General features: G+C 72.6%; 18 protein-coding genes. 9 read left to right on the plus strand and 9 right to left on the minus strand.

All coding sequences use genetic code 11. The annotated features are described in order from the left end of the window. Positions 1–135: 135 nt before the first annotated feature. Positions 136–939 carry a polyphosphate kinase 2 gene (ppk2, locus tag PGH47_RS03270; RefSeq protein WP_271662121.1) on the plus strand — a complete coding sequence of 268 codons (804 nt, stop codon included), beginning with the start codon at positions 136–138 and terminating at the stop codon, positions 937–939. Between the two features lie 3 nt (positions 940–942). Here the strand turns inward: ppk2 and PGH47_RS03275 are convergent, their stop codons facing one another. The 4 genes from PGH47_RS03275 to PGH47_RS03290 form a co-directional block, all read right to left on the minus strand. After that, positions 943–1,827 carry a universal stress protein gene (locus PGH47_RS03275; protein WP_271662122.1) on the minus strand — a complete coding sequence of 295 codons (885 nt, stop codon included), beginning with the start codon at positions 1,825–1,827 and terminating at the stop codon, positions 943–945. Positions 1,828–2,143: 316 nt separating this feature from the next. After that, positions 2,144–4,513 (minus strand): glycoside hydrolase family 65 protein, encoded by a 2,370-nt coding sequence (locus tag PGH47_RS03280; protein ID WP_271667970.1) that lies wholly within the window; start codon positions 4,511–4,513, stop codon positions 2,144–2,146. 50 nt (positions 4,514–4,563) lie between these two features. Then, the gene (locus tag PGH47_RS03285) at positions 4,564–5,358 is read right to left on the minus strand and encodes an HAD family hydrolase (RefSeq protein WP_271667971.1); all 795 of its coding nucleotides are present in this window, start codon (positions 5,356–5,358) and stop codon (positions 4,564–4,566) included. 426 nt (positions 5,359–5,784) lie between these two features. Next, positions 5,785–6,639 carry a LysR family transcriptional regulator gene (locus PGH47_RS03290; RefSeq protein WP_271662123.1) on the minus strand — a complete coding sequence of 285 codons (855 nt, stop codon included), beginning with the start codon at positions 6,637–6,639 and terminating at the stop codon, positions 5,785–5,787. Positions 6,640–6,707: 68 nt separating this feature from the next. Here PGH47_RS03290 and PGH47_RS03295 point away from each other — a divergent pair, with 68 nt between their 5' ends. The 4 genes from PGH47_RS03295 (at position 6,708) to PGH47_RS03310 (ending at position 10,036) form a co-directional block, all read left to right on the plus strand. Beyond that, complete coding sequence (locus PGH47_RS03295) at positions 6,708–7,619, plus strand: EamA family transporter (RefSeq protein ID WP_271662124.1); 912 nt, start codon at positions 6,708–6,710, stop codon at positions 7,617–7,619. Between the two features lie 336 nt (positions 7,620–7,955). Continuing rightward, the gene (gene dhaK / locus PGH47_RS03300) at positions 7,956–8,948 is read left to right on the plus strand and encodes a dihydroxyacetone kinase subunit DhaK (RefSeq protein ID WP_271662125.1); all 993 of its coding nucleotides are present in this window, start codon (positions 7,956–7,958) and stop codon (positions 8,946–8,948) included. Positions 8,949–9,024: 76 nt separating this feature from the next. Next, positions 9,025–9,624, plus strand: coding sequence for a dihydroxyacetone kinase subunit DhaL (dhaL, locus tag PGH47_RS03305; RefSeq protein ID WP_271662126.1), 600 nt, complete (start codon positions 9,025–9,027; stop codon positions 9,622–9,624). Beyond that, complete coding sequence (locus PGH47_RS03310; RefSeq protein ID WP_271662127.1) at positions 9,617–10,036, plus strand: PTS-dependent dihydroxyacetone kinase phosphotransferase subunit DhaM; 420 nt, start codon at positions 9,617–9,619, stop codon at positions 10,034–10,036. Before dhaL ends, PGH47_RS03310 begins: the two co-directional genes overlap by 8 nt. Before the next feature lie 73 nt (positions 10,037–10,109). Here the strand turns inward: PGH47_RS03310 and PGH47_RS03315 are convergent, their stop codons facing one another. After that, a complete protein-coding gene (locus PGH47_RS03315) occupies positions 10,110–10,796 on the minus strand; it encodes a TetR/AcrR family transcriptional regulator (RefSeq protein WP_376011059.1) in 687 nt (228 codons plus the stop codon). 147 nt (positions 10,797–10,943) lie between these two features. On the opposite strand from PGH47_RS03315, the gene PGH47_RS03320 reads away from it, so the two are divergent. After that, on the plus strand, positions 10,944–11,705 hold the full coding sequence (locus tag PGH47_RS03320) for an SDR family NAD(P)-dependent oxidoreductase (RefSeq protein WP_271662128.1): 762 nt from the start codon (positions 10,944–10,946) through the stop codon (positions 11,703–11,705). 191 nt (positions 11,706–11,896) lie between these two features. On the opposite strand, the gene PGH47_RS03325 is transcribed toward PGH47_RS03320, so the two are convergent. Further along, complete coding sequence (locus PGH47_RS03325; RefSeq protein ID WP_333937970.1) at positions 11,897–12,448, minus strand: glycoside hydrolase family 75 protein; 552 nt, start codon at positions 12,446–12,448, stop codon at positions 11,897–11,899. 587 nt (positions 12,449–13,035) lie between these two features. Here PGH47_RS03325 and PGH47_RS03330 point away from each other — a divergent pair. Both PGH47_RS03330 and PGH47_RS03335 read left to right on the plus strand, forming a co-directional pair. Next, positions 13,036–14,022: a fibronectin type III domain-containing protein gene (locus tag PGH47_RS03330; protein WP_271662130.1), complete on the plus strand. Its 987-nt coding sequence runs from the start codon at positions 13,036–13,038 to the stop codon at positions 14,020–14,022. A gap of 227 nt (positions 14,023–14,249) precedes the next feature. Continuing rightward, a complete protein-coding gene (locus PGH47_RS03335; protein ID WP_271662131.1) occupies positions 14,250–14,795 on the plus strand; it encodes a hypothetical protein in 546 nt (181 codons plus the stop codon). 42 nt (positions 14,796–14,837) lie between these two features. On the opposite strand, the gene PGH47_RS03340 is transcribed toward PGH47_RS03335, so the two are convergent. Both PGH47_RS03340 and PGH47_RS03345 read right to left on the minus strand, forming a co-directional pair. Further along, complete coding sequence (locus PGH47_RS03340; RefSeq protein ID WP_126903048.1) at positions 14,838–15,389, minus strand: PadR family transcriptional regulator; 552 nt, start codon at positions 15,387–15,389, stop codon at positions 14,838–14,840. A 52-nt stretch (positions 15,390–15,441) separates the two neighbouring features. Next, complete coding sequence (locus tag PGH47_RS03345; protein WP_271662132.1) at positions 15,442–17,457, minus strand: NADPH-dependent 2,4-dienoyl-CoA reductase; 2,016 nt, start codon at positions 17,455–17,457, stop codon at positions 15,442–15,444. Positions 17,458–17,737: 280 nt separating this feature from the next. On the opposite strand from PGH47_RS03345, the gene PGH47_RS03350 reads away from it, so the two are divergent. Continuing rightward, on the plus strand, positions 17,738–18,898 hold the full coding sequence (locus PGH47_RS03350; protein WP_271662133.1) for a M20 family metallopeptidase: 1,161 nt from the start codon (positions 17,738–17,740) through the stop codon (positions 18,896–18,898). Positions 18,899–18,923: 25 nt separating this feature from the next. On the opposite strand, the gene PGH47_RS03355 is transcribed toward PGH47_RS03350, so the two are convergent. Then, positions 18,924–19,304, minus strand: a complete 381-nt coding sequence (locus PGH47_RS03355; protein WP_271662134.1) for a hypothetical protein — start codon at positions 19,302–19,304, stop codon at positions 18,924–18,926.

Genomic DNA, 19,304 nt, shown 5'->3' on the forward strand with positions numbered 1-19,304 from the left:
CTGCCCGGCCGCCGGTCGTCCGCCCATGTGCGGTCGTGATCGGTTGTCCGGGGTGCGGCACGCGTCGACGGTCAGTACGGTGCTGTTCGATGCTGTTCGGGTGTTCGAGTGTTCGGGGACGATGCGGGAGGCGGCATGAGCGACGGCAAGGCGGAGAAGCTGCCCCGCAAGCAGTACGAGAAGGAACTGCTGCGTCTCCAGACGGAGTTGGTGCGGCTTCAGGAGTGGGTGCGCGCGGCGGGCGCTCGGCTGGTCGTGATCTTCGAGGGGCGGGACGCGGCCGGCAAGGGCGGCACCATCAAGCGCGTCACGGAGCACCTCAACCCGCGCGTCGCCCGGATCGCGGCCCTGCCCAAGCCGACCGAGCGCGAGCGCACCCAGTGGTACTTCCAGCGGTACGTCGAGCATCTGCCGGCCGCCGGGGAGATCGTTCTGTTCGACCGCAGCTGGTACAACCGGGCCGGCGTCGAGAACGTCATGGGGTTCTGCACCAAGGAGGAGTACCAGCTCTTCCTGCGCCAGTGCCCCATCTTCGAGCGAATGCTGGTGGAGGACGGGATCCTGCTGCGCAAGTACTGGTTCTCGGTGAGCGACGAGGAGCAGCAGGAGCGTTTCCGCCGTCGGCTGGAGGACCCCCTGCGCCGCTGGAAGCTGTCCCCGATGGACCTTCAGTCCATCACCCACTGGGAGGACTACTCGCGGGCCAAGGACGAGATGCTGGTGCACACCGACGTGCGCGAGGCGCCCTGGTACGTCGTCGAGAGCGACGACAAGCGCCGGGCGCGGCTGAACATGATCGCCCATCTGCTGGGGTCGGTGCCGTACCAGGACGTGCCCCCTCCGGTCCTGGAACTCCCCGAACGTCCGGAGTCGACCGGCTACCGTCGACCGCCGCGCGAGCTCCAGAACTACGTCCCCGACCACGCGGCGAATCTCTGAGCCTCACGTCCCCTCGGTCCGCACCACGGCCACCGGGCACTCGGCGTGGTGGAGCACCGCCTGGCTGACCGAGCCCAGGAGCAGCCCGGCGAAGCCGCCCCGCCCGCGCGCCCCGACCACCACGAGACCGGCGTCCGCACTGGCCTCGATGAGGGAGTGCCGCACCCGTCCGCGCACCAGCCTGCGGACCACTTCGACGTCGGGGTACAGGTCGCCCAGCCCGCCCAGCGCCTCGGCGAGCACCCGCTCCTCCTCGTCACGCAGCCGGTCCTCGTCGTACGTCACGAAGGGCGGGTCGGCGGGGGCGCCGTACGCGCGCTCGTTCCGCACGCTCCAGGCGTGCAGCGCCTCCAGCCGTACGCCGTGCAGGGAAGCGTGGGCGAAGGCGTACTCGACCGCGCCGCGCGCCGCGGGCGAGCCGTCGACGGCCAGGAGGACGGGCCCGGCCGGGTTGGGCCTGCGGCGCACCACGAGCACCGGGCAGGCGGCGTGGGCGGCCATGTGTCCCGCGGTGGAGCCGAGCATCAGCGCGCCGAACCGGCTCAGACCCCGGCTGCCGACGACGGCGAGGGACGCGGTGCGCGACTCGATCTCCAGCACCGTGATGGGTTCTCCGACGACGACCTCGCGGGTGATGTCGACGCCGGGCCCGGTCTCGTGCGCCCGCTGCTGGGCCCTGGTGAGCGTGCCGTCGATCAGCTCGCGCAGCCCGGCGGCGCTGCTGGGTTCCCAGGGCCGTCCGCCGGGCGGGATGTGCGCGCCGGGCCGGCCGAAGGCGTGCACGAGCCGCAGCCCCACGCCCCGGAGCCCGGCCTCGCGCGCCGCGACCTCCACGGCCGCCATGCTCGACGACGAGCCGTCCACCCCTACGACAACCGGGCCGACCATCGCGTTCCCCTTTCCGGGCAGTCCGCGGACGCCGGGCGGCCCGCGCGGGCCGGCACCGGGGCGCGCCGGGATCCCGGAAGCGCCGTACGGCCGTTCCGCGCGGCGGCCGCTCCGGCCGAGCCCGCCGACCGCCACGCCGTCAGGCCGTTCCGCGTGGCGGCCGCTCCGGCCATGCCCGTCGACCGCCGTCCTCCCAGCCTCCCCCCACCCGCGGCATTCCGCACCGGCCCGGGCCGCCTGAACGAGACCGGCCGGGAGAGCGACGGCGGCAGCAGGCGGGGCCCACCTGGCGCGTCGGCGCTCCCGGCCCGCCCCCTCAGTCCGGCAGCACCAGCCGACCCTTCTCCCCCGGCTGGAGGGACACCTCCCGGTCCGGGAGGCGTACGTCGATGGGTGAGGCGTCGGAGGAGGGGACCTCGATCTCCAGCAGGCCGCGCTCCAGACGGAGCCGTACGCCCCAGTTGTGCTGGTAGCGCAGGGCGAAGCCGTAGGTGGACAGCTCGGGCATCGGCACGGGGTCGAGCCACAGGGCACCGCCCCGGGTCTCCAGACCGGTCAGCCCGCGCTGCACGAGGTCGAGGGTGCCCGCCATGGCGCCCAGGTGGATGCCCTCGCCGGTGGTGCCGCCCTGGACGTCGGCGATGTCGCCCTGGAGGGCCTCCTGGACGAACTTCCACGCCTCGCTGCGCCGGCAGCGGGCCAGCACCCAGCCGTGGACGAGGCCGCTGAGGGTGGAGCCGTGGCTGGTGCGGTGCATGTAGTAGTCGACGGTGCGCCGCCACATGTCCTCTTCCAGCCGGTGGCCCAACCGGCGGAACAGACCCCCCAGTTCGGCCGGTGCGAAGAGATAGCCGAGCATGAGGACGTCGGCCTGTTTGGAGGCCTTGTAGCGGTTGACGGTGTCGCCCTCCGCCTCCAGGATCCGGTCCAGCCGCCGGATGTCGCCGTACCGGCCCCGGTAGCCGTGCCAGTCGAGTTCGGACAGCTCGCCGTAGCCCTCGAACTGGCTGATGACGTCGTCGTGGAAGGGCACGTGCAGCGTGTGCGACACGTCCTCCCAGAGTTCGAGTTCGCCGGAGGTCAGGCCGGTGCGTTCGGAGAGTTCGCGCCGGCGGGGCTCGGGCAGGGTGTCCAGCAGTTCCAGGGTGCGGGCGAGCACCCAGGTCGCCGTGACGTTGGTGTAGGCGTTGTCGTCCAGGCCGGGCCCGTCGGCGTCCGGGTACGCCTCGTGGTACTCGTCGGGGCCGACGACGCCCTTGATGCGGTAGCGCCCCATGGCGTCGTCGTGGACGGCCTTGTCGCCCCAGAAGCGGGCGATCTGCAACAGCATCTCGGCCCCTTTGGTGTGCCGGAACTCCATGTCGCCGCTCGCCTCGCAGTACTGCCACACGTTGTAGGCGATCGCCGATCCCACATGGTGCTGGAGGTGGGAGTGGTCGGCCAGCCAGCGTCCCGAGCGCGGGTTGAGATGCAGCTGCTGGGTCTCCTCGCGCCCGTCGCTGCCGCTCTGCCAGGGGTACATCGCGCCCCGGTGGCCGGCTGCCGCGGCGGTGGTGCGGGCCTGTTCGAGGCGGCGGTGGCGGTAGCGGAGCAGCGCGCGGGAGACCTCCGGGAAGTGCAGATTGAGGTAGGGCAGCACGAACAGCTCGTCCCAGAAGACATGGCCGCGGTAGGCCTCGCCGTGCAGTCCCCGGGCGGGCACGCCCACGTCGAGGTCGGCGGTGTGCGGGGAGAGGGTCTGCAGGACGTGGAACAGGTGCAGGCGCAGGATCCGGCCCGACTCGCCGGGTACGTCGAGTTCGGCGCGGCGCCAGAGCTGGTCCCAGGCCGCGCGGTGCCACGCGGCGAGCGCGTCGAAGTCCGGGGACCGGCCCACCCGGTCGACGGCGGCGTGCAGCGGGTCGCTGATCGCCGGGTCGTGGGAGGTGTGCAGGGCGACGGTCTTGTCGACGGTGACGGTGCGGCCGGGCTCCAGGTCGATCGTCAACTGCTGGATGACACACGGCAGTTCATGGCGCACCACGGCCGGCGCGTCGGCGGTGAGACGGGCCGCGAGGCCGATCCGGACGTCCGAGGTGCGGGTGCGGCAGCGCAGCCAGACCGTGTCCGGGGCGGAGGTCCCGGTGTGGATGTGGGTCAGATGGCGGCCGTCGAGGTCCCGGTAGCGGGCCACGCCGGAGTTGGTGACCCCGCCGTCCAGTGCGGCCTCCACCTCCAGCCGGCCGGAGACCCCATCGACCGTGAACTCGGTACGGAGGGCGGCCACATGTGGGTCGGCCATATGCACCATGCGAAGCTGCCGTACCGTCAACACACGATTGTCGCCGAGGTCATAGCGCGTACGGCGCTCCAGCAGCCCTTCGGCCAGGAGCAGCATCTGCCGGTGTTCGAGTACGTCGGACGTGTCGGGGTCGATCCAGGGCCCCCCGGGGATACGGAAGCGCAGGGGCAGCCAGTTCGGGACGTTGACCATGTCCTCGTTCTCCACCTGGCGGCCCGACACGTCCGAGGTCAGCCGGTTGTAGATGCCGGCCACATAGGTCCCCGGGTAGTGGACATCGTCGGCGGTGCACTCGGGCAACGCGCCTCGGGTGGCGAAGTAGCCGTTGCCGAGCGTGCACAGCGACTCGCGCAGCCGCTCGTCGGCGGGTGTGTAGCCGGCGTACTCCCAGCTCCAGCCGTCCACTTCGACTTCCGTGCCCGGATCCATCGCCTCGGCCTCCCTGCCCGGATCGGTCACTTCGGCTCCCCTCCCGCACAGAGTTCTCCGAGGTCGCGTACGACGATGTCGGCGCCGTGCCGCAGCAGCCGCGCCCCCGTCTCGGCCCCGGCGGCCCGGTCCACGCCGATCACCAGGGCGAATCCGCCGCGTCTGCCGGCCTCCACGCCCGCCAGGGCGTCCTCGACGACGGCGGCGCGGTCGGCGGCCACTCCCAGCCGGCCCACCGCCTCCAGGAACAGGTCGGGCCGCGGCTTGCCCGCGAGGCCCAGCCGGGCCGCCTCGCCGCCGTCCACCAGGGCGTCGAACAGATCGAGCACACCCGCCCGGCTCAACAGCTCACCAGCATGCCGGGACGCGGAGGCGGCGGCTCGCGGCACTCCCGCAGCGCGCAGTGCCTGCACCAGCCGTACGGTGCCCGGGTAGGCGTCGACGACCTGATCGCGCAGCCGGGCCGTGAAGAGGCGCTCCTTGGCCTCCGCGACGGCCCGGACCGTCTCCTCCGACGTTTCGATGCCGCGCGCGGCGAGGAAGGCGGCGGCTCCGTCGAGGCGGGACTTGCCGTCCACGTGGCGCAGATAGTCGTCCCGCACGTCGAAGGGCTGTCGCCGGCCGGGGTCGGCGGGCGGATGGGCGCGCAGGTAGTCGTCGAAGGCGACCTTCCATGCGGCGGCGTGCACCTTCGCCGAGTCGGTGATCACCCCGTCGGTGTCGAAGACGACGGCACGCACATCCCGCAGGACGGGCGCGAGCGGTGTCGCGGAAGGGTCGGGGTTGACCCGGGATTCGCCTGCGCCGGAGGGCCGCCGCACGGTCACGACCGCCGGGGCGGGCCGGGGCGCGCTCGGCGCACGGGGCGCCGTCGCGCGGCTACGGCGTCCGGGGGACGTCCGGCCGCGTCGGCACCATGGAATGCGAGGCGCACGGCCTCCCCACCTCCACTCGACGGTTCACCCGCGCCGGGCGGGATCCGCTCATGGGTACCCGTCCCGCCCATGTTGTCACCTTTGTGCCCTCATGAAGGGACGAACGGGCCCTGGCGTACCCGCCGCCGGCATGGTGTGCTGGAGGTGACGGGAAGGACCCGGACAGGCGCGGGGAAGCGGTTCACGGCCGCGCACCGCGCAATCAGGATCCGCGAGAAGTGGATGGGGCCCTTCCCGCCCCCATGTGCCGTGTCGGTCCCCGCCCCGCCCCGCCCCGCGTGCGTGTCGGTCCCCGCCCTCGTGTGTGACGTGTCAGTCGCCCCGGTACAGGGCCGTCAGCAGCTCGATCGCCGCCTGCGCGGCGGGATGCGGGTCCTCGCGCCACCAGGCCAGCCGTACGGCGATGGGTTCGGCGTCCCTGACCGGCCGGTAGACGACTCCTGGGCGCGGGTACTGGTGGGCCGTCGCCTCGGCGGTCATGCCGATGCAGCGGCCGGTGGAGATCACCGTGAGCCAGTCGTCGACGTCGTGCGTCTCCTCGATCGCCGGACGCGAGTCGGGCGGCCAGAGGTCGGTGGTCGTGGTGCCGGTACGGCGGTCGACGACGAGGGTGCGCCCGCTGAGGTCGGCCAGCCGGACCGAGCGGCGCCTGGCAAGGGGGTCGTCGGCGGCCACCGCGCACAGTCGCCGCTCCAGTCCCACGATGGCGGAGTCGAACCTACGGTCGTCCACCGGCCTGCGCACGACCGACAGGTCGCAGGCGCCCTCGGCGAGCCCCGCGGTGGAGGAGTTGGCGCGTACGAGCTGGAGGTCGGTGCCCGGGTGGGCGGCGGCCCAGCGGCGCTGGAAGGCCGGGGTGTGCCGGCCGAGCGCCGCCCAGGCGTACCCCATGCGCAGCCGGGCGTGCCCCGAGGTCGCCTCCCTGACCAGGCCGTCCACCTCGCCGAGCACGCGGCGGGCGTGCGCCAGGACGCGCAGTCCGGTTCCGGTGGGAGTGACCTCGCGGGAGGTGCGCCGCAGCAGCCGGACGCCCAGAGCACGTTCGAGGGAGGCCAGCGAGCGGGAGACGGCGGCCTGGGAGACGCCGAGGGCGATCGCGGCGTCGGTGAAGGTGCCCTCGTCGACGATCGCGACGAGGCAGCGCAACTGCTTCAGCTCGACATCCATGACTCAAGCGTATAGATGGTCGTGGAAACGCATTTTGCGCAAGGATGGGCCGGTCCCACGATCGGCGTATGCGCACCCGCCCCGCTCCCGCCGCGCCGACGCGCGCGACCCCGCAGGCCACCTCCGCACCGGGCACTTCCGAACCGGGCGGCGGTCGCCTGGCCGGCGTGGCCACGATGGTCGGCAGCGGTCTGTCCAACCAGACCGGCGCCGCGATCGGCTCCCTCGCCTTTCCCGTGCTCGGCCCGGTCGGCGTCGTCGCCGTGCGCCAGTACGTCGCCGCCCTGGTCCTGATCGCCGTCGGCAGGCCGAGGCTGCGGACGTTCACCTGGGCACAGTGGTGGCCGGTGCTGCTGCTGGCCCTGGTGTTCGGCACCATGAACCTCTCGCTGTACTCGGCGATCGAGCGCGTCGGCCTCGGCCTGGCCGTCACCCTGGAGTTCCTCGGCCCGCTCACCATCGCCCTGGCGTCCTCGCGGCGCCGTGTGGACGTGGGGTGCGCGGTGATCGCGGCGGCCGGAGTCGTCACGCTGATGCGCCCGCAGCCCTCGACCGACTACCTCGGCATGGCCCTGGGTCTGCTGGCGGCCGCCTGCTGGGCGTCGTACATCCTGCTCAACCGCACCGTAGGCCGACGCGTGCCCGGGGCGCAGGGCGCGGCTGCCGCGGCCGGTGTATCGGCCGTGATGTTCCTGCCGATCGGTATCGCCGTGGCCGTCCGGCATCCGCCCACGGCCGGCGCCGTCGCCTGTGCGGTCACCGCCGGGGTCCTGTCCTCGGCCGTGCCGTATCTCGCGGACCTGTTCACCCTGCGGCACGTCCCGCCCCGGGCGTTCGGCCTGTTCATGAGCGTCAACCCGGTCCTCGCGGCCCTGGTCGGCCAGGTCGGCCTCGGTCAGGGCCTGGGCGGGCCGGAGTGGGCGGGCATCGGCGCCATCGTCGCCGCCAACGCGCTGAGCATTGTGACGTCCCGGAGTTGAGGGGCTCCGCGGCGCGGTCGGCCGCGGAGCACGCACCGTGCGTCGGATCATGGGCCATGCCCTCCCGCATGCCGCAACCGGGCGGGCGTGCACGTGACCTTCGTTGCCGTAAGCGCGATACTTCGGACAGCAGGGCTCCGGCGACGACATCGACGACATCCACCACGACCACCGACACCCGACGTCCCGCCGCCACGGCGGCCACCTGTCCGGCACCCTCCCGCCGGGACCCTCCCCGACCGCTCGGGACCGCCCACCTCGACAGCCGGCTCCACCCGTTCCGACCTCGGCAGACGCAGGTCGGAGGGCCGCCGCTCACATCACCAGGAGGCACCCATGAAGATGCTGATCAACGTCGCGGAGAACGTGGTCGCGGACGCGCTGCGCGGGATGGCCGCCGCTCATCCCGAGCTGGTCGTCGATGTGGACAACCGGGTGATCGTACGGCGGGACGCCCCCGTGGAGGGCAAGGTCGCGCTGATCTCCGGCGGCGGTTCGGGGCACGAGCCGCTGCACGGCGGATTCGTGGGTCAGGGCATGCTGTCGGCGGCCTGTCCGGGCGAGGTGTTCACCTCTCCGGTGCCCGACCAGATGGCGCGGGCCGCGGCCGCCGTGGACAGCGGGGCCGGTGTGCTGTTCATCGTCAAGAACTACACGGGCGACGTCCTCAACTTCGACATGGCCGCCGAGCTCGCCGAGGACGAGGGCATCCAGGTCGCCAAGGTGCTCGTCAACGACGACGTGGCCGTGACCGACAGCCTCTACACCGCCGGGCGGCGCGGCACGGGCGCGACGCTGTTCGTGGAGAAGATCGCCGGCGCGGCGGCGGACGAGGGACAGCCGCTGGAGCGGGTGGCGGCGATCGGCCGCCAGGTCAACGAGAACTCCCGCAGCTTCGGTGTCGCCCTCAGTGCCTGCACCACGCCCGCCAAGGGCAGCCCCACCTTCGATCTGCCGCCGGGCGAGCTGGAGTTGGGCATCGGTATCCACGGCGAACCCGGCCGGGAGCGGCGGGCGATGATGACGTCGCACGAGATCGCCGACTTCTCGGTGGGCGCCATCCTGGATGACATGACCCCGAGCAACCCCGTCCTCGTCCTCGTCAACGGCATGGGCGCGACACCGCTGTTGGAGCTGTACGGCTTCAACGCGGAGGTCCAGCGGGTGCTCGCCGAGCGCGGAGTCGCCGTCGCCCGCACCCTGGTCGGCAACTACGTCACCTCGCTCGACATGGCCGGTGCCTCGGTCACGCTGTGCCAGGTCGACGAGGAACTGCTGCGGCTGTGGGACGCGCCGGTGAACACACCCGGGCTGCGGTGGGGCATGTGATCCGAGGCCGGACGATCCGAGGCCGGACGTTCCGAGTTCGGACGATCACAACACACCTGTCACGCAAGGAGATCCAGTGCTCGACGCCGCATTCTTCCGCCGTTGGATGACGGCCACAGCCGCCTCCGTCGACCGCGAGGCGGAACGGCTCACCGCTCTCGACTCACCCATCGGGGACGCCGATCACGGCAGCAACCTCCAGCGCGGCTTCACCGCCGTGACGGCCGCGGTGGAGAAGGAGAACCCGCAGACGCCGGGCGCGGTCCTGACGCTCGCCGGCCGACAGCTCATCTCTACGGTCGGTGGCGCGTCCGGGCCGCTGTACGGCACGCTGCTGCGCCGGACCGGCAAGGCGCTCGGGGACGCCGGTGAGGTGAGCGAGACCCAGTTCGCCGAGGCGCTGCGGGCGGGCGTGGACGCCGTCATGACGCTCGGTGGCGCGGCGCCGGGCGACAAGACCATGATCGACGCTCTGGTGCCGGCCGTGGACGCGCTCGGCGACGGTTTCGTCGCCGCACGGGCCGCGGCCGAGGAGGGCGCCCTGGCGACGACTCCGTTGCAGGCCCGCAAGGGCCGTGCGAGCTATCTCGGGGAGCGCAGCATCGGTCACCAGGATCCCGGGGCCACGTCCTCGGCACTGCTGATCGCGGGACTCGCGGAGGCCGTCGATGAGTGACGACAAGGGCGAGCCGTTGGTGGGCATCGTGCTGGTCTCGCACAGCGCGCAGGTGGCCGCGTCGGTGGCCGAACTGGCGCAAGGGCTCGCGGGCGGCGGCACGGCGGTGCCGGTGGCTCCGGCGGGCGGCACCGAGGGCGGCGAGCTCGGCACCAGCGCCGAACTCATCGCCGCGGCGGCGGCCTCCGTGGACCGCGGCGCCGGGGTCGCGGTCCTCACCGACCTCGGCAGCGCGGTCCTCACGGTGAAGGCGCTGCTCGCCGAGGGCGACGAACTCCCGGACAACACCCACCTGGTGGACGCCCCGTTCGTCGAGGGCGCGGTGGCCGCGGTCGTCACGGCGTCCACCGGAGCCGACCTGGCGGCCGTGGAGGCGGCGGCCGCGGAGGCGTACACGTACCGGAAGGTCTGAGGCAGCCCGCGCGGTACGGGGACGGGACGTAGGGCGGTCATCGGCCGAGGCCACGCCGAGCGCACCCCTCCCCCTACGCCACTCCCTCCGCTGCAACACCCAGCGCCGACCGCAGAGTTGCCGTCAGTTCGGCCTCTGCGGTCGCGCGGTCGGGGTCAGTGTCCGCGGTGTGCCACGCGTAGTGCTCGACGGCCGCGCGCAGGGCCGCGTTGAAGATCGCCGCCTGGATCGTCGGACGCAGGTCGTCGGCGGGCAGCCCTGCGCGTTCGGCGAGCGCGCGGGCGAACGCCGGTTCGGCCTCGTCGTAGGTCTGGAGCCAGATCGCGCGCAGGCCGGGTTCGGTGCGGGTCAGGCGTACCAGCGCGCCGACGGTTGCTCGGTCGGGGCCGGCCAGTACGTGCTTCTCGTCCGCGAGTTCCGAGTCGAAGAGTTCGTCCAGGGGTTGCCCCGGGCGCCGGCGCCGCAGACGGTCCGCGATCATGTCGATGCCGGCCGAGAACAGCGGACTCACGCAGCTCTCCTTGCTGGGGAAGTAGCGCCACACGGTCCGCGCGGAGACGCCGACCGCCGCTCCGATCTGCTCGCCCGTCGTCGCGGCCACGCCCTGCGTCACGAACAGGTCCACGGCGGCCCGCGCGATCTCGAGCCGGATCTCGGCCTTGCGCTCCTCCGTGAGCGGCGGCCGTCCCATGGGCCGCTCGGCGGGTCGGCCGACGGGCGAGGTCTTCGAGCGGCTCGTGCTGCCACGGGCTGCGGTCATGGTGTCCCTCCGGCCGGACTGGATCGCTCTCCGGGAATTCTCCCCGACCGACACAACGACTTTATGTCACTCAGAGACATTAAGTCGTAGGGTGTCGTCCTGGGCGAGCTCGGTTCCGCCCTTCGGACCCATGGACGGGAGATCCTCATGAGCGGTGGACCGGACGGACGCAGCGTCATCGTCACCGGAGCGGGCTCGGGCATCGGCCGCGCGGCCGCGCTGGCCTTCGCCGGGGAGGGTGCCCGGGTGGTGGCGGCGGACCTCAACGCCGAGGGCGTGCAGGAGGTCGTCCAGGAGATCGAGCAGTCCGGGGGCAGCGCGGTCGCGGTGGCCGGGGACCTGAGCGAGCAGGCCGTCGTCGACCGGGTCGTCGAGACGGCCCTCACACACTTCGGCGGTGTGGACGTGCTGGTCAACAACGCCGGGATCATGGACCGGATGTCGGCGCTGGCGGACGTCGACGACGCCGAGTGGGAGCGGGTCATCCGGGTCAACCTCACCGCGCCGTTCCTGCTCACCCGCGCGGTGCTGCCGCACATGCTCAGGGCGGGCGGAGGTGCCGTCGTGAACACGGCCTCCGAGGCAGGCCTGCGCGGCAGCGCGGCCGGCGCGGCGTACACCGCGTCGAAGCACGGTGTGGTGGGGCTGACCAAGTCCCTGGCGGTGATGTACCGCAAGCAGGGCATCCGCGCGAACGCGATAGCGCCCGGCGGCACTCGGACGGGCATCGTGGTGGATGCGGCGCAGGACGCGCACGGACCGGCGGCGCTCGGCCCGCACTTCGTGAACGTCGGCCGGCTGGCCCAGCCGGAGGAGCAGGCCGCCGCGATCGTGTTCCTCGCCTCGGACGCGGCGAGCAACATCAACGGCGCGATCCTGCCGGTCGACGACGGCTGGGCGGCGGTCTGACGCCACCTCACCGAGCGGGCGCGGTACGCCTCATCGAGCGGGCGTGAGCGGCCCGTCGAGCGGGCGTGAGCGGACCATCGAGCGGGCGTGAGCGGACCATCGGGCGGGCGTGAGCGGACCATCGGGCGGGGGTCGGTTTTACCGAGTTCGCACGAGCGGCCTCGTCGACCGTGCGCGAACCCCCGCCTCACTCACTTCGCGCCGACGAACTTCTTCGCCAGTTGCTGCCCGGTCGTGGCGGCGGCCGCGGCGTCCTCGATCGGTTTCACCCGCGAGTTCTTGAAGACGATGTAGGTGACGCCGGAGGCCGTGCCGCCGCGTCGGGGGTCGGGCGGGATGCCCAGGGCCTTGGCGGTGGCGTACGAGGCCTCGCCGATGATGTCGCGCGGGCCGACGTCGCCGACGACCGCGTACTGCACCCGGCCCCCGTACACGACGGCCGCGACCGAGCCGCCGCGGATGCCGTGGGCGCGGTAGTCCCAGATGCCGCTGGGCGTGGGCACGACGATGTACGGCAGGTGTTCGGCGCTCAGATAGCGGCCGTCGGACTGCTGGAAGGCCGTGGAGCCGGAGAAGTACGGGTCGGTGGCGCTGTTGCAGTGGCCGGTGGACTGCCCGTCGCAGTCGATGTCCATGTCGGCCTTCCAGAACACGGCGTCGCCCCGACCGCACACCGGGATGTTCGCGGCCGTACCGCTGTCGCTGCGATAACGCCCTTGGGAGACCGCGGTGCAGTTACGCACCTTCGCCAGCAGGTCAGCGGCGCTGACGGCGGCTTCGATCCGGGTCTCCGGCCCGCCCAGGGGGTCTGGAGGATCAGGCGGTGGTGTCGTGGGGGCAAGCAGTGCGGCACTCGCCGCGGCAAGCGTCAACGCCTGTATACGCACGATTCGGGACCCTCTCGCCGGGGACACTGACACGCGCCGGACTCCGCCGAACGCTCAGTCCAATGTGGTGGCGTTCGGATCATGCTGCCACCACAGGGGTCCGTACGGTGCACACCCCGACGACACGACGGCGAGTCCCCGGCGCTCCACCAGAGGCCGGGGGCCCGGGCCCGCGATGGACCCCGGCCCCCCGGCCACCCGCGTCCGGCACCGGATCAGCGACGACAGCGGCCCGCGCCGGGACGGCATGAACTCACCATCCCCCAGGGAGAGTTCAGCCGCGAGGAGCTTCAGCATACGTAATCCCTCGGGCGGGTCACCAACGGCCCGTGGGTCACCCGCGATCGACGCGGTCACCGGCTACGCCCTCTTGATGTGATCGCGTCAGCCGCGCCATATTGGTCCGGACCATTGCAGCGAGGCCGCCCCCGGGAGGCAGAGTCGTGCGACGCGTTCTTCTACTCGTATCCGCCGTCTGCGCCGCGCTCGCGCTGCTCTCCTCCTGCGCCTGGGGCGAGGCCGACGGGGAGGACGGCGGACGTCTGCCCGGGGCACCCACGGGTGTCACGGCCGCCGCGGGCAGCGCGACCAGCGTGCATGTCATGTGGAGCGCGGTCTCGACGGAACGCGGCATCAAGGTCTACGAGGTGTATCGGGGCACCACCAAGGTCAAAGAAGTGCCGGGTGCCGAGCACATGGTGGATGTCACCATGCTGAAGCCGTCCACCAGTTACGCGTTCACCGTGCGGGCCCGCGACAAGGACGGGCGTCTCGGGCCGCCGAGCAAGACGGTCCGGGCGACGACCCCCAAGGCCGTCGCCGCCGACCGGTCGGCCCCGACCCGCCCGGGGAAGGCCGACGGACGTGCGGTCGGCAGTCGGGCGGTCCAGCTGTCGTGGTCAGCGGCCACGGACGACCGGGACGTGGTGTCGTACGACATCTATCAGGGCGAGGCGAAGATCCACAGTGTGGGCGGGAACCAGACGGCGACCGTCGTCACCGGGCTGCGGCCGGGCACTCGCTACTCGTTCACCGTCCGCGCCCGGGACGCCGCCGACAACCTCTCGCCGGCGACGGCGGCCGTACGCCTCACCACGCCGGGCACCGACGACGGGCGCGGCACCGCGCCGACCGGGTTCGAGGCCAGGACGACCCATCGTTCGGACGGGGCCTACTACCTGGAACTGAACTGGGTGCCGCCGCGCACCGACGGCGTCGTCACCGAGTACCAGATCCAGCTAGACGGCCGTACGGCGACCTCGCTGGTGTACGGCGGGAGCGCGCCGCGCGAGCGGGCCACGTACAGCTTCTACCTGGGCCCGGAACGCGGTGTGAGCCACCGGGTGCGGCTCCGGGGCAGGCTGCCGGACGGCACCTGGGGCGGCTTCTCGACGGAGCTGAAGGTGACGACCGGGGCGCAGGGCGGCTGAGAGCGTCCGTCGGCACCCACGGCTGCGGGCACGGCCGTCCCGCAACCCAGGGCACGGCCCGCCCGCCCCGAAGTCCCCCGGATGCAGCAGCCCATCACCTGTCCGGGCGACGCCCGCATGCGGCGACGCCCCGGGGCGCGTTGGCTTCCCCTGAGGCAGCACGGGCGTACCCGACCCTCGGCGGCGCAACGGACGTACCGCCGACCGTGCCGCCGGAGGGCATTCACATGCGCAACTCATCGCTCTTCCTCCGCTCGGGCCTTACCGTGGCAGCCGCCTCCGCACTTTCCTTCCTCGTGGCCGCCGGCCCGGCCGAGGCCCAATCGGGCATCTCCGTGAGCACCACGGGAACCACGGTCTCGGTCACCACCCGCGCCTGCACGAACGTCAACGGCAGCTGGGGTACCGCCTCGCTGCTCAACAGCCGCCAGGCGAACTTCTCGCAGGGGCGTCAGGTGTCCCTGTCGGGGACGAGCGCGCTCCAGTCGGCGGCGTGGTCGAACGTGAGCGCCGGCACCTACACCGTGATCGTGATCTGTTCGGACGGCACGACGGCGGGCACCCAGTCCGTCATCGTCTCGCCCAGCGTCAGGCCCACGATCTCGGCGACGGCCACGGCCTCGCCGTCGCGCGGTGTGATGGGCGGCGTGGGCGGCGGCAGCCAGGACTACGGCACGCTCACGCTGGTGGGCGGCGGCGTCCTGGTGGGTACGGCCGTCGCGGGCACGGCCTGGTACCTGCGCCGCAGGACGTCGAAGCCGTACCGCCTCTGACCCGCGCGCGGGCGCCCGGCCGGGCGCCGGGCTCCGCGTGGCTCACGCCGTCTCGTGTCCCGGCAGTTCGGCGAACTCGTCCAGGGCGTGCGTGAGCCACTGGATCCAGAAGGTCTCCAGGTCGAGGCCCGCTCGCAGCACCAGGTGTCGCAGCCGGTCCTGCGAGCTGTCCTTGCCGGGCGGGAAGTCGCGCTTCTCGATCTCCTCGTACTCGGCCAACTGCCGCTGGTGCAGGGCGAGATGGCGTCGCAGGTCGGCTTCGACGCCCTCGGTCCCGACGACGGCCGCGGCGCGCATCCGCAGCAGCAGGGTGTCGCGGTGCGGCCGCGGGTCCTGGGAGGCGGCGGTCCAGCGGGCCAGTTCGGCGCGGCCCGCGGGCAGGACCTCGTAGCTCTTCTTCTGCCCACGGGCCGGCTGCTGCGCCGGCAGTGTCCGGATGAACCCCTCGGCCTCCAGTTTTCCCAGCTCGCGATAGATCTGCTGGTGCGTCGCCGACCAGAAGTACCCGATCGACTTGTCGAACCGGCGGGTCAGCTCCAGCCCCGACGAAGGCTTTTCGAGCAGGGCGATGAGGATCGCGTGCGGGAGGGACATGGAGTCATCCTAGGGACGTGCGGCGGCCGCCCCGCGACCGCGCTCGCTCGCCCTACAGGCCCGCCGCCAGCTCGGTGCCCTGCTTGATGGCCCGCTTGGCGTCCAGTTCCGCGGCCACGTCGGCACCGCCGATGAGATGCGCGTTGTGTCCGGCCGCGACCAGTTCCTCGTACAGATCGCGGCGCGGCTCCTGGCCGGTGCACAGCACGATCGTGTCCACGGGGAGGACCGAGCTCTCCTCGCCGGCGGTCACATGCAGTCCGGCGTCGTCGATGCGGTCGTAGCGCACGCCCGGGACCATGGTGACGCCGCGGTGCTTGAGCTCGGTGCGGTGGATCCAGCCGGTGGTCTTGCCGAGGCCGGCGCCGACCTTGGTGGTCTTGCGCTGGAGCAGGTAGACGGTGCGCGGCGGGGCGGGGCGCTCGGGGGCGGCGAGGCCGCCGGGTCCCGTGTAGTCCATGTCGACGCCCCAGTGCCGGAAGTACGTCTCGGGGTCCTCACTCGCCTTGTCGCCGCCGTCGGTGAGGAACTCGGCCACGTCGAAGCCGATGCCGCCCGCGCCGAGGACGGCGACGCGCCGGCCGACGGGAGCGTCGTCGCGCAGGACGTCGAGGTAGCCCACCACGCTGGGGTGGTCGATGCCGGGGATGTCCGGGGTGCGGGGGGTGACCCCGGTGGCGACGACCACCTCGTCGTAGGCGGCGAGGTCACCGGCGGACACCCAGGTGTTCAGCCGTACGTCGACACCCTGCCAGTCGAGTTGGTGGCGGAAGTAGCGCAGCGTCTCGTCGAACTCCTGCTTGCCGGGGACCTTGCGGGCGACGTTCAGCTGGCCACCGATCTCGCCCGCGGCGTCGAACAGCGTGACGTCGTGGCCGCGTTCGGCGGCGCTGACGGCACAGGCCATCCCGGCGGGTCCGGCGCCCACGACCGCGACGCGCTTGCGCAGCCGGGTCGCGGAGAGGGTCAGCTCGGTCTCGTGGCAGGCGCGCGGGTTGACCAGGCAGGAAGTGATCTTGCCGCTGAAGGTGTGGTCGAGGCAGGCCTGGTTGCAGCCGATGCAGGTGTTGATGGCCTCGGGCCGGCCGGCCGCGGCCTTGGCGACGAAGTCGGCGTCGGCGAGCATCGGACGGGCCATCGACACCATGTCCGCGCACCCGTCGGCCAGCAACTCCTCGGCCAGCTCGGGGGTGTTGATGCGGTTGGTGGTGACGAGCGGGACGGACACCTCGCCCATCAGGCGCTTGGTGACCCAGGTGTAGGCGCCGCGGGGCACGGAGGTGGCGATGGTCGGGATGCGGGCCTCGTGCCAGCCGATGCCGGTGTTGATGATCGTCGCGCCGGCGGCCTCGACGGCCTTCGCGAGCGTGATCACCTCGTCCAGGGTGGAGCCGCCGGGGACGAGGTCCAGCATGGACAGCCGGTAGACGATGATGAAGTCCTCGCCGACGGCCTCGCGCACCCGCCGCACGATCTCCACCGGGAAACGCATGCGGTTCTCGTACGAACCGCCCCAGCCGTCGGTGCGGTGGTTGGTCTGGGTGGCGATGAACTCGTTGATGAGGTAGCCCTCGGAGCCCATGATCTCGACGCCGTCGTAGCCGGCCTGCCGGGCGAGGCGGGCGGCGCGGGCGTAGTCGTCGATGGTCCGCTCGACGTCGGCGTCGGTGAGTTCGCGCGGCGGGAAGGGGCTGATCGGCGCCTGGAGCGGGCTCGGGGCGACGAGGTCCTGGTGGTAGGCGTAGCGGCCGAAGTGCAGGATCTGCATCGCGATCCGGCCGCCCTCGCGGTGCACGGCCTCGGTGATGACCTTGTGCTGCTCGGCCTCGGCGTCGGTGGTGAGCTTGGCGCCGCCCTCGTAGGGCCGGCCCTCGTCGTTGGGGGCGATGCCGCCGGTGACGATGAGGCCCACTCCCCCGCGCGCCCGCTCCGCGTAGAAGGCGGCCATGCGCTCGAAGCCGCGCTCGGCTTCCTCCAGGCCGACGTGCATGGAGCCCATGAGGACGCGGTTGGGCAGCGTGGTGAAGCCCAGGTCGAGCGGGCTCAGCAGGTGCGGGTAACGGCTCATCGGGGCCCCTCCGTGCGCGGTGTCGTGCCTGACGTAGTTGTAGAGGACCGGGAAGCCTTTATGCAACTAGTTGCACAACCGGGATGGGGTGACACCGACCACTCACGGGTGTGCCGAGTGGGCGGCTGCGGGTGCGTGAGGGCTGGTCGCGCAGTTCCCCGCGCCCCTGGAGGTAGGCCCGCCGCACGCCCTCAGGGGGCGCGGGGAACTGCGCGAGCAACCACCCGCGACCCGCAGCCGCCACACAACCCCCGCCCCCGGCTTCGGGCACAGTGACCCCATGACCCCGCACGCCGACACGATCGCCCTCGCCCAGCGCCTCGTCCGCTGCCCCAGCCGCGCCGGGATCGACGACTACGGCCCCGTCCTCGGCGTCCTGGAGGACGGGCTCGCCGGACGTGAGCTGCCGTACCGGCGCCTGCACGGCGAGGACGGCGCCGTCGTCGGCCTGCTGATCGAGGTCGCGGGCGCCCTGCCCGGCCCCTGGTGGGCACTGGACGCCTGCGTCGACACCGCGCCCTACGGCGACGAGAGCGCCTGGACGTTCCCGCCGGACAGCGGTGACGTCGTCGACGGCTGGCTGCGCGGCAGGGGCGCCGCCGACTCCAAACTCGCCGCGGCGATGTTCTGCGCCGTCGCGGCCGAACTGCACGACCGGGCCGCCGACCTGCGCGGCGGGCTCGCGGTACTGCTCGACGTGGACGAGCACACGGGCGGCTTCGGCGGTGCCCGCGCCTATCTGGCCCACCCGGAGACGGTCCGTCCGGCCGGCGTGATGATCGGCTACCCGGGGCTCGACGAGGTCGTGGTGGGCGGGCGCGGGCTGTGGCGCGCCACGATCGCGGTGCACGCAGCCTCGGGCCACTCGGGGTCCCGCAGTACCGCGTCCGGCGCCGTCTCCCGCGCGGCTCTTCTCGTACGGCTTCTGGAGGAGGCGGAGCTGCCCGGCGCCGAGGGCGACTTCCCGCTGCCGCCGAAGCTGACGGTGACGTTCTGCCACGGCGGCCAGGGCTTCTCGGTGGTGCCCGACCTGTGCGAGCTGGGCGTCGACATCCGCACGACGCCCCACTTCGACGCCGACGCCGCCGAACACCTGGTCCGCGAGGCGGTGGGCGAGCTGGATTCGCGGGTGCCGGCCCCGCGGCCGACCGTGATCATGCCGGTGGCGTCCTGGCCGCCGTACCGGCTGGCCGAGGAGGAGCAGCCCGCGGCGGCGCTCCTGGACGCCGCCGCGCGGGAAGGGCTGACGGTACGGGCCAGGACCGCCGGTCCTTCGAACATCGGCAACCTGCTCGCGGGCGAGGGCATCCCGGCCACGGCGGGCTTCGGGGTGCGGTACGCGGGGCTGCACGGCGTGGACGAGCGGGCCTGTCTTCAGGACCTGCCCGCCGTCCACGCCGCCTACCGGCACGCCGCGCTCGGCCTGCTGGGCCCGTCATGACCGAGCGCGCCCTTGCCGGACTCGGTCAGGACAGCCCGGTGCGGCTCTCCAGCACCACGTGCAGCTCCCGCTCCTGGTCACCCGAGGCGGAGGCCAGGTCGTGCACCGTGAACAGGGAGTCCAGCGTCGTACGGAGCCGTTCGATGGCCCAGTAGCCGCCCTGTGCGTCCGCCTCGACGGAGGACGAGAGGCGGGCCGGCGCCGGGCACTCCTGCGTATCGGTCACCTCGAACGTGCCGAGCCACACCATCGGGCGCGTCTCGTGGAGCTGCTGCGGCACGTCCTCGGGGCCCCGGTCGGACTCGAAGCACGTGCACAGCGCGTCGAACACGATCCGGGCGTCTTCCTTGCTGCATCCGCTGATCTCGACGGAGACGGGCTCCTCGTGCAGTCGTTCACGTTCCAT

This window comes from Streptomyces sp. HUAS 31, assembly GCF_028198125.1.
Taxonomy (GTDB): domain Bacteria; phylum Actinomycetota; class Actinomycetes; order Streptomycetales; family Streptomycetaceae; genus Streptomyces; species Streptomyces chartreusis.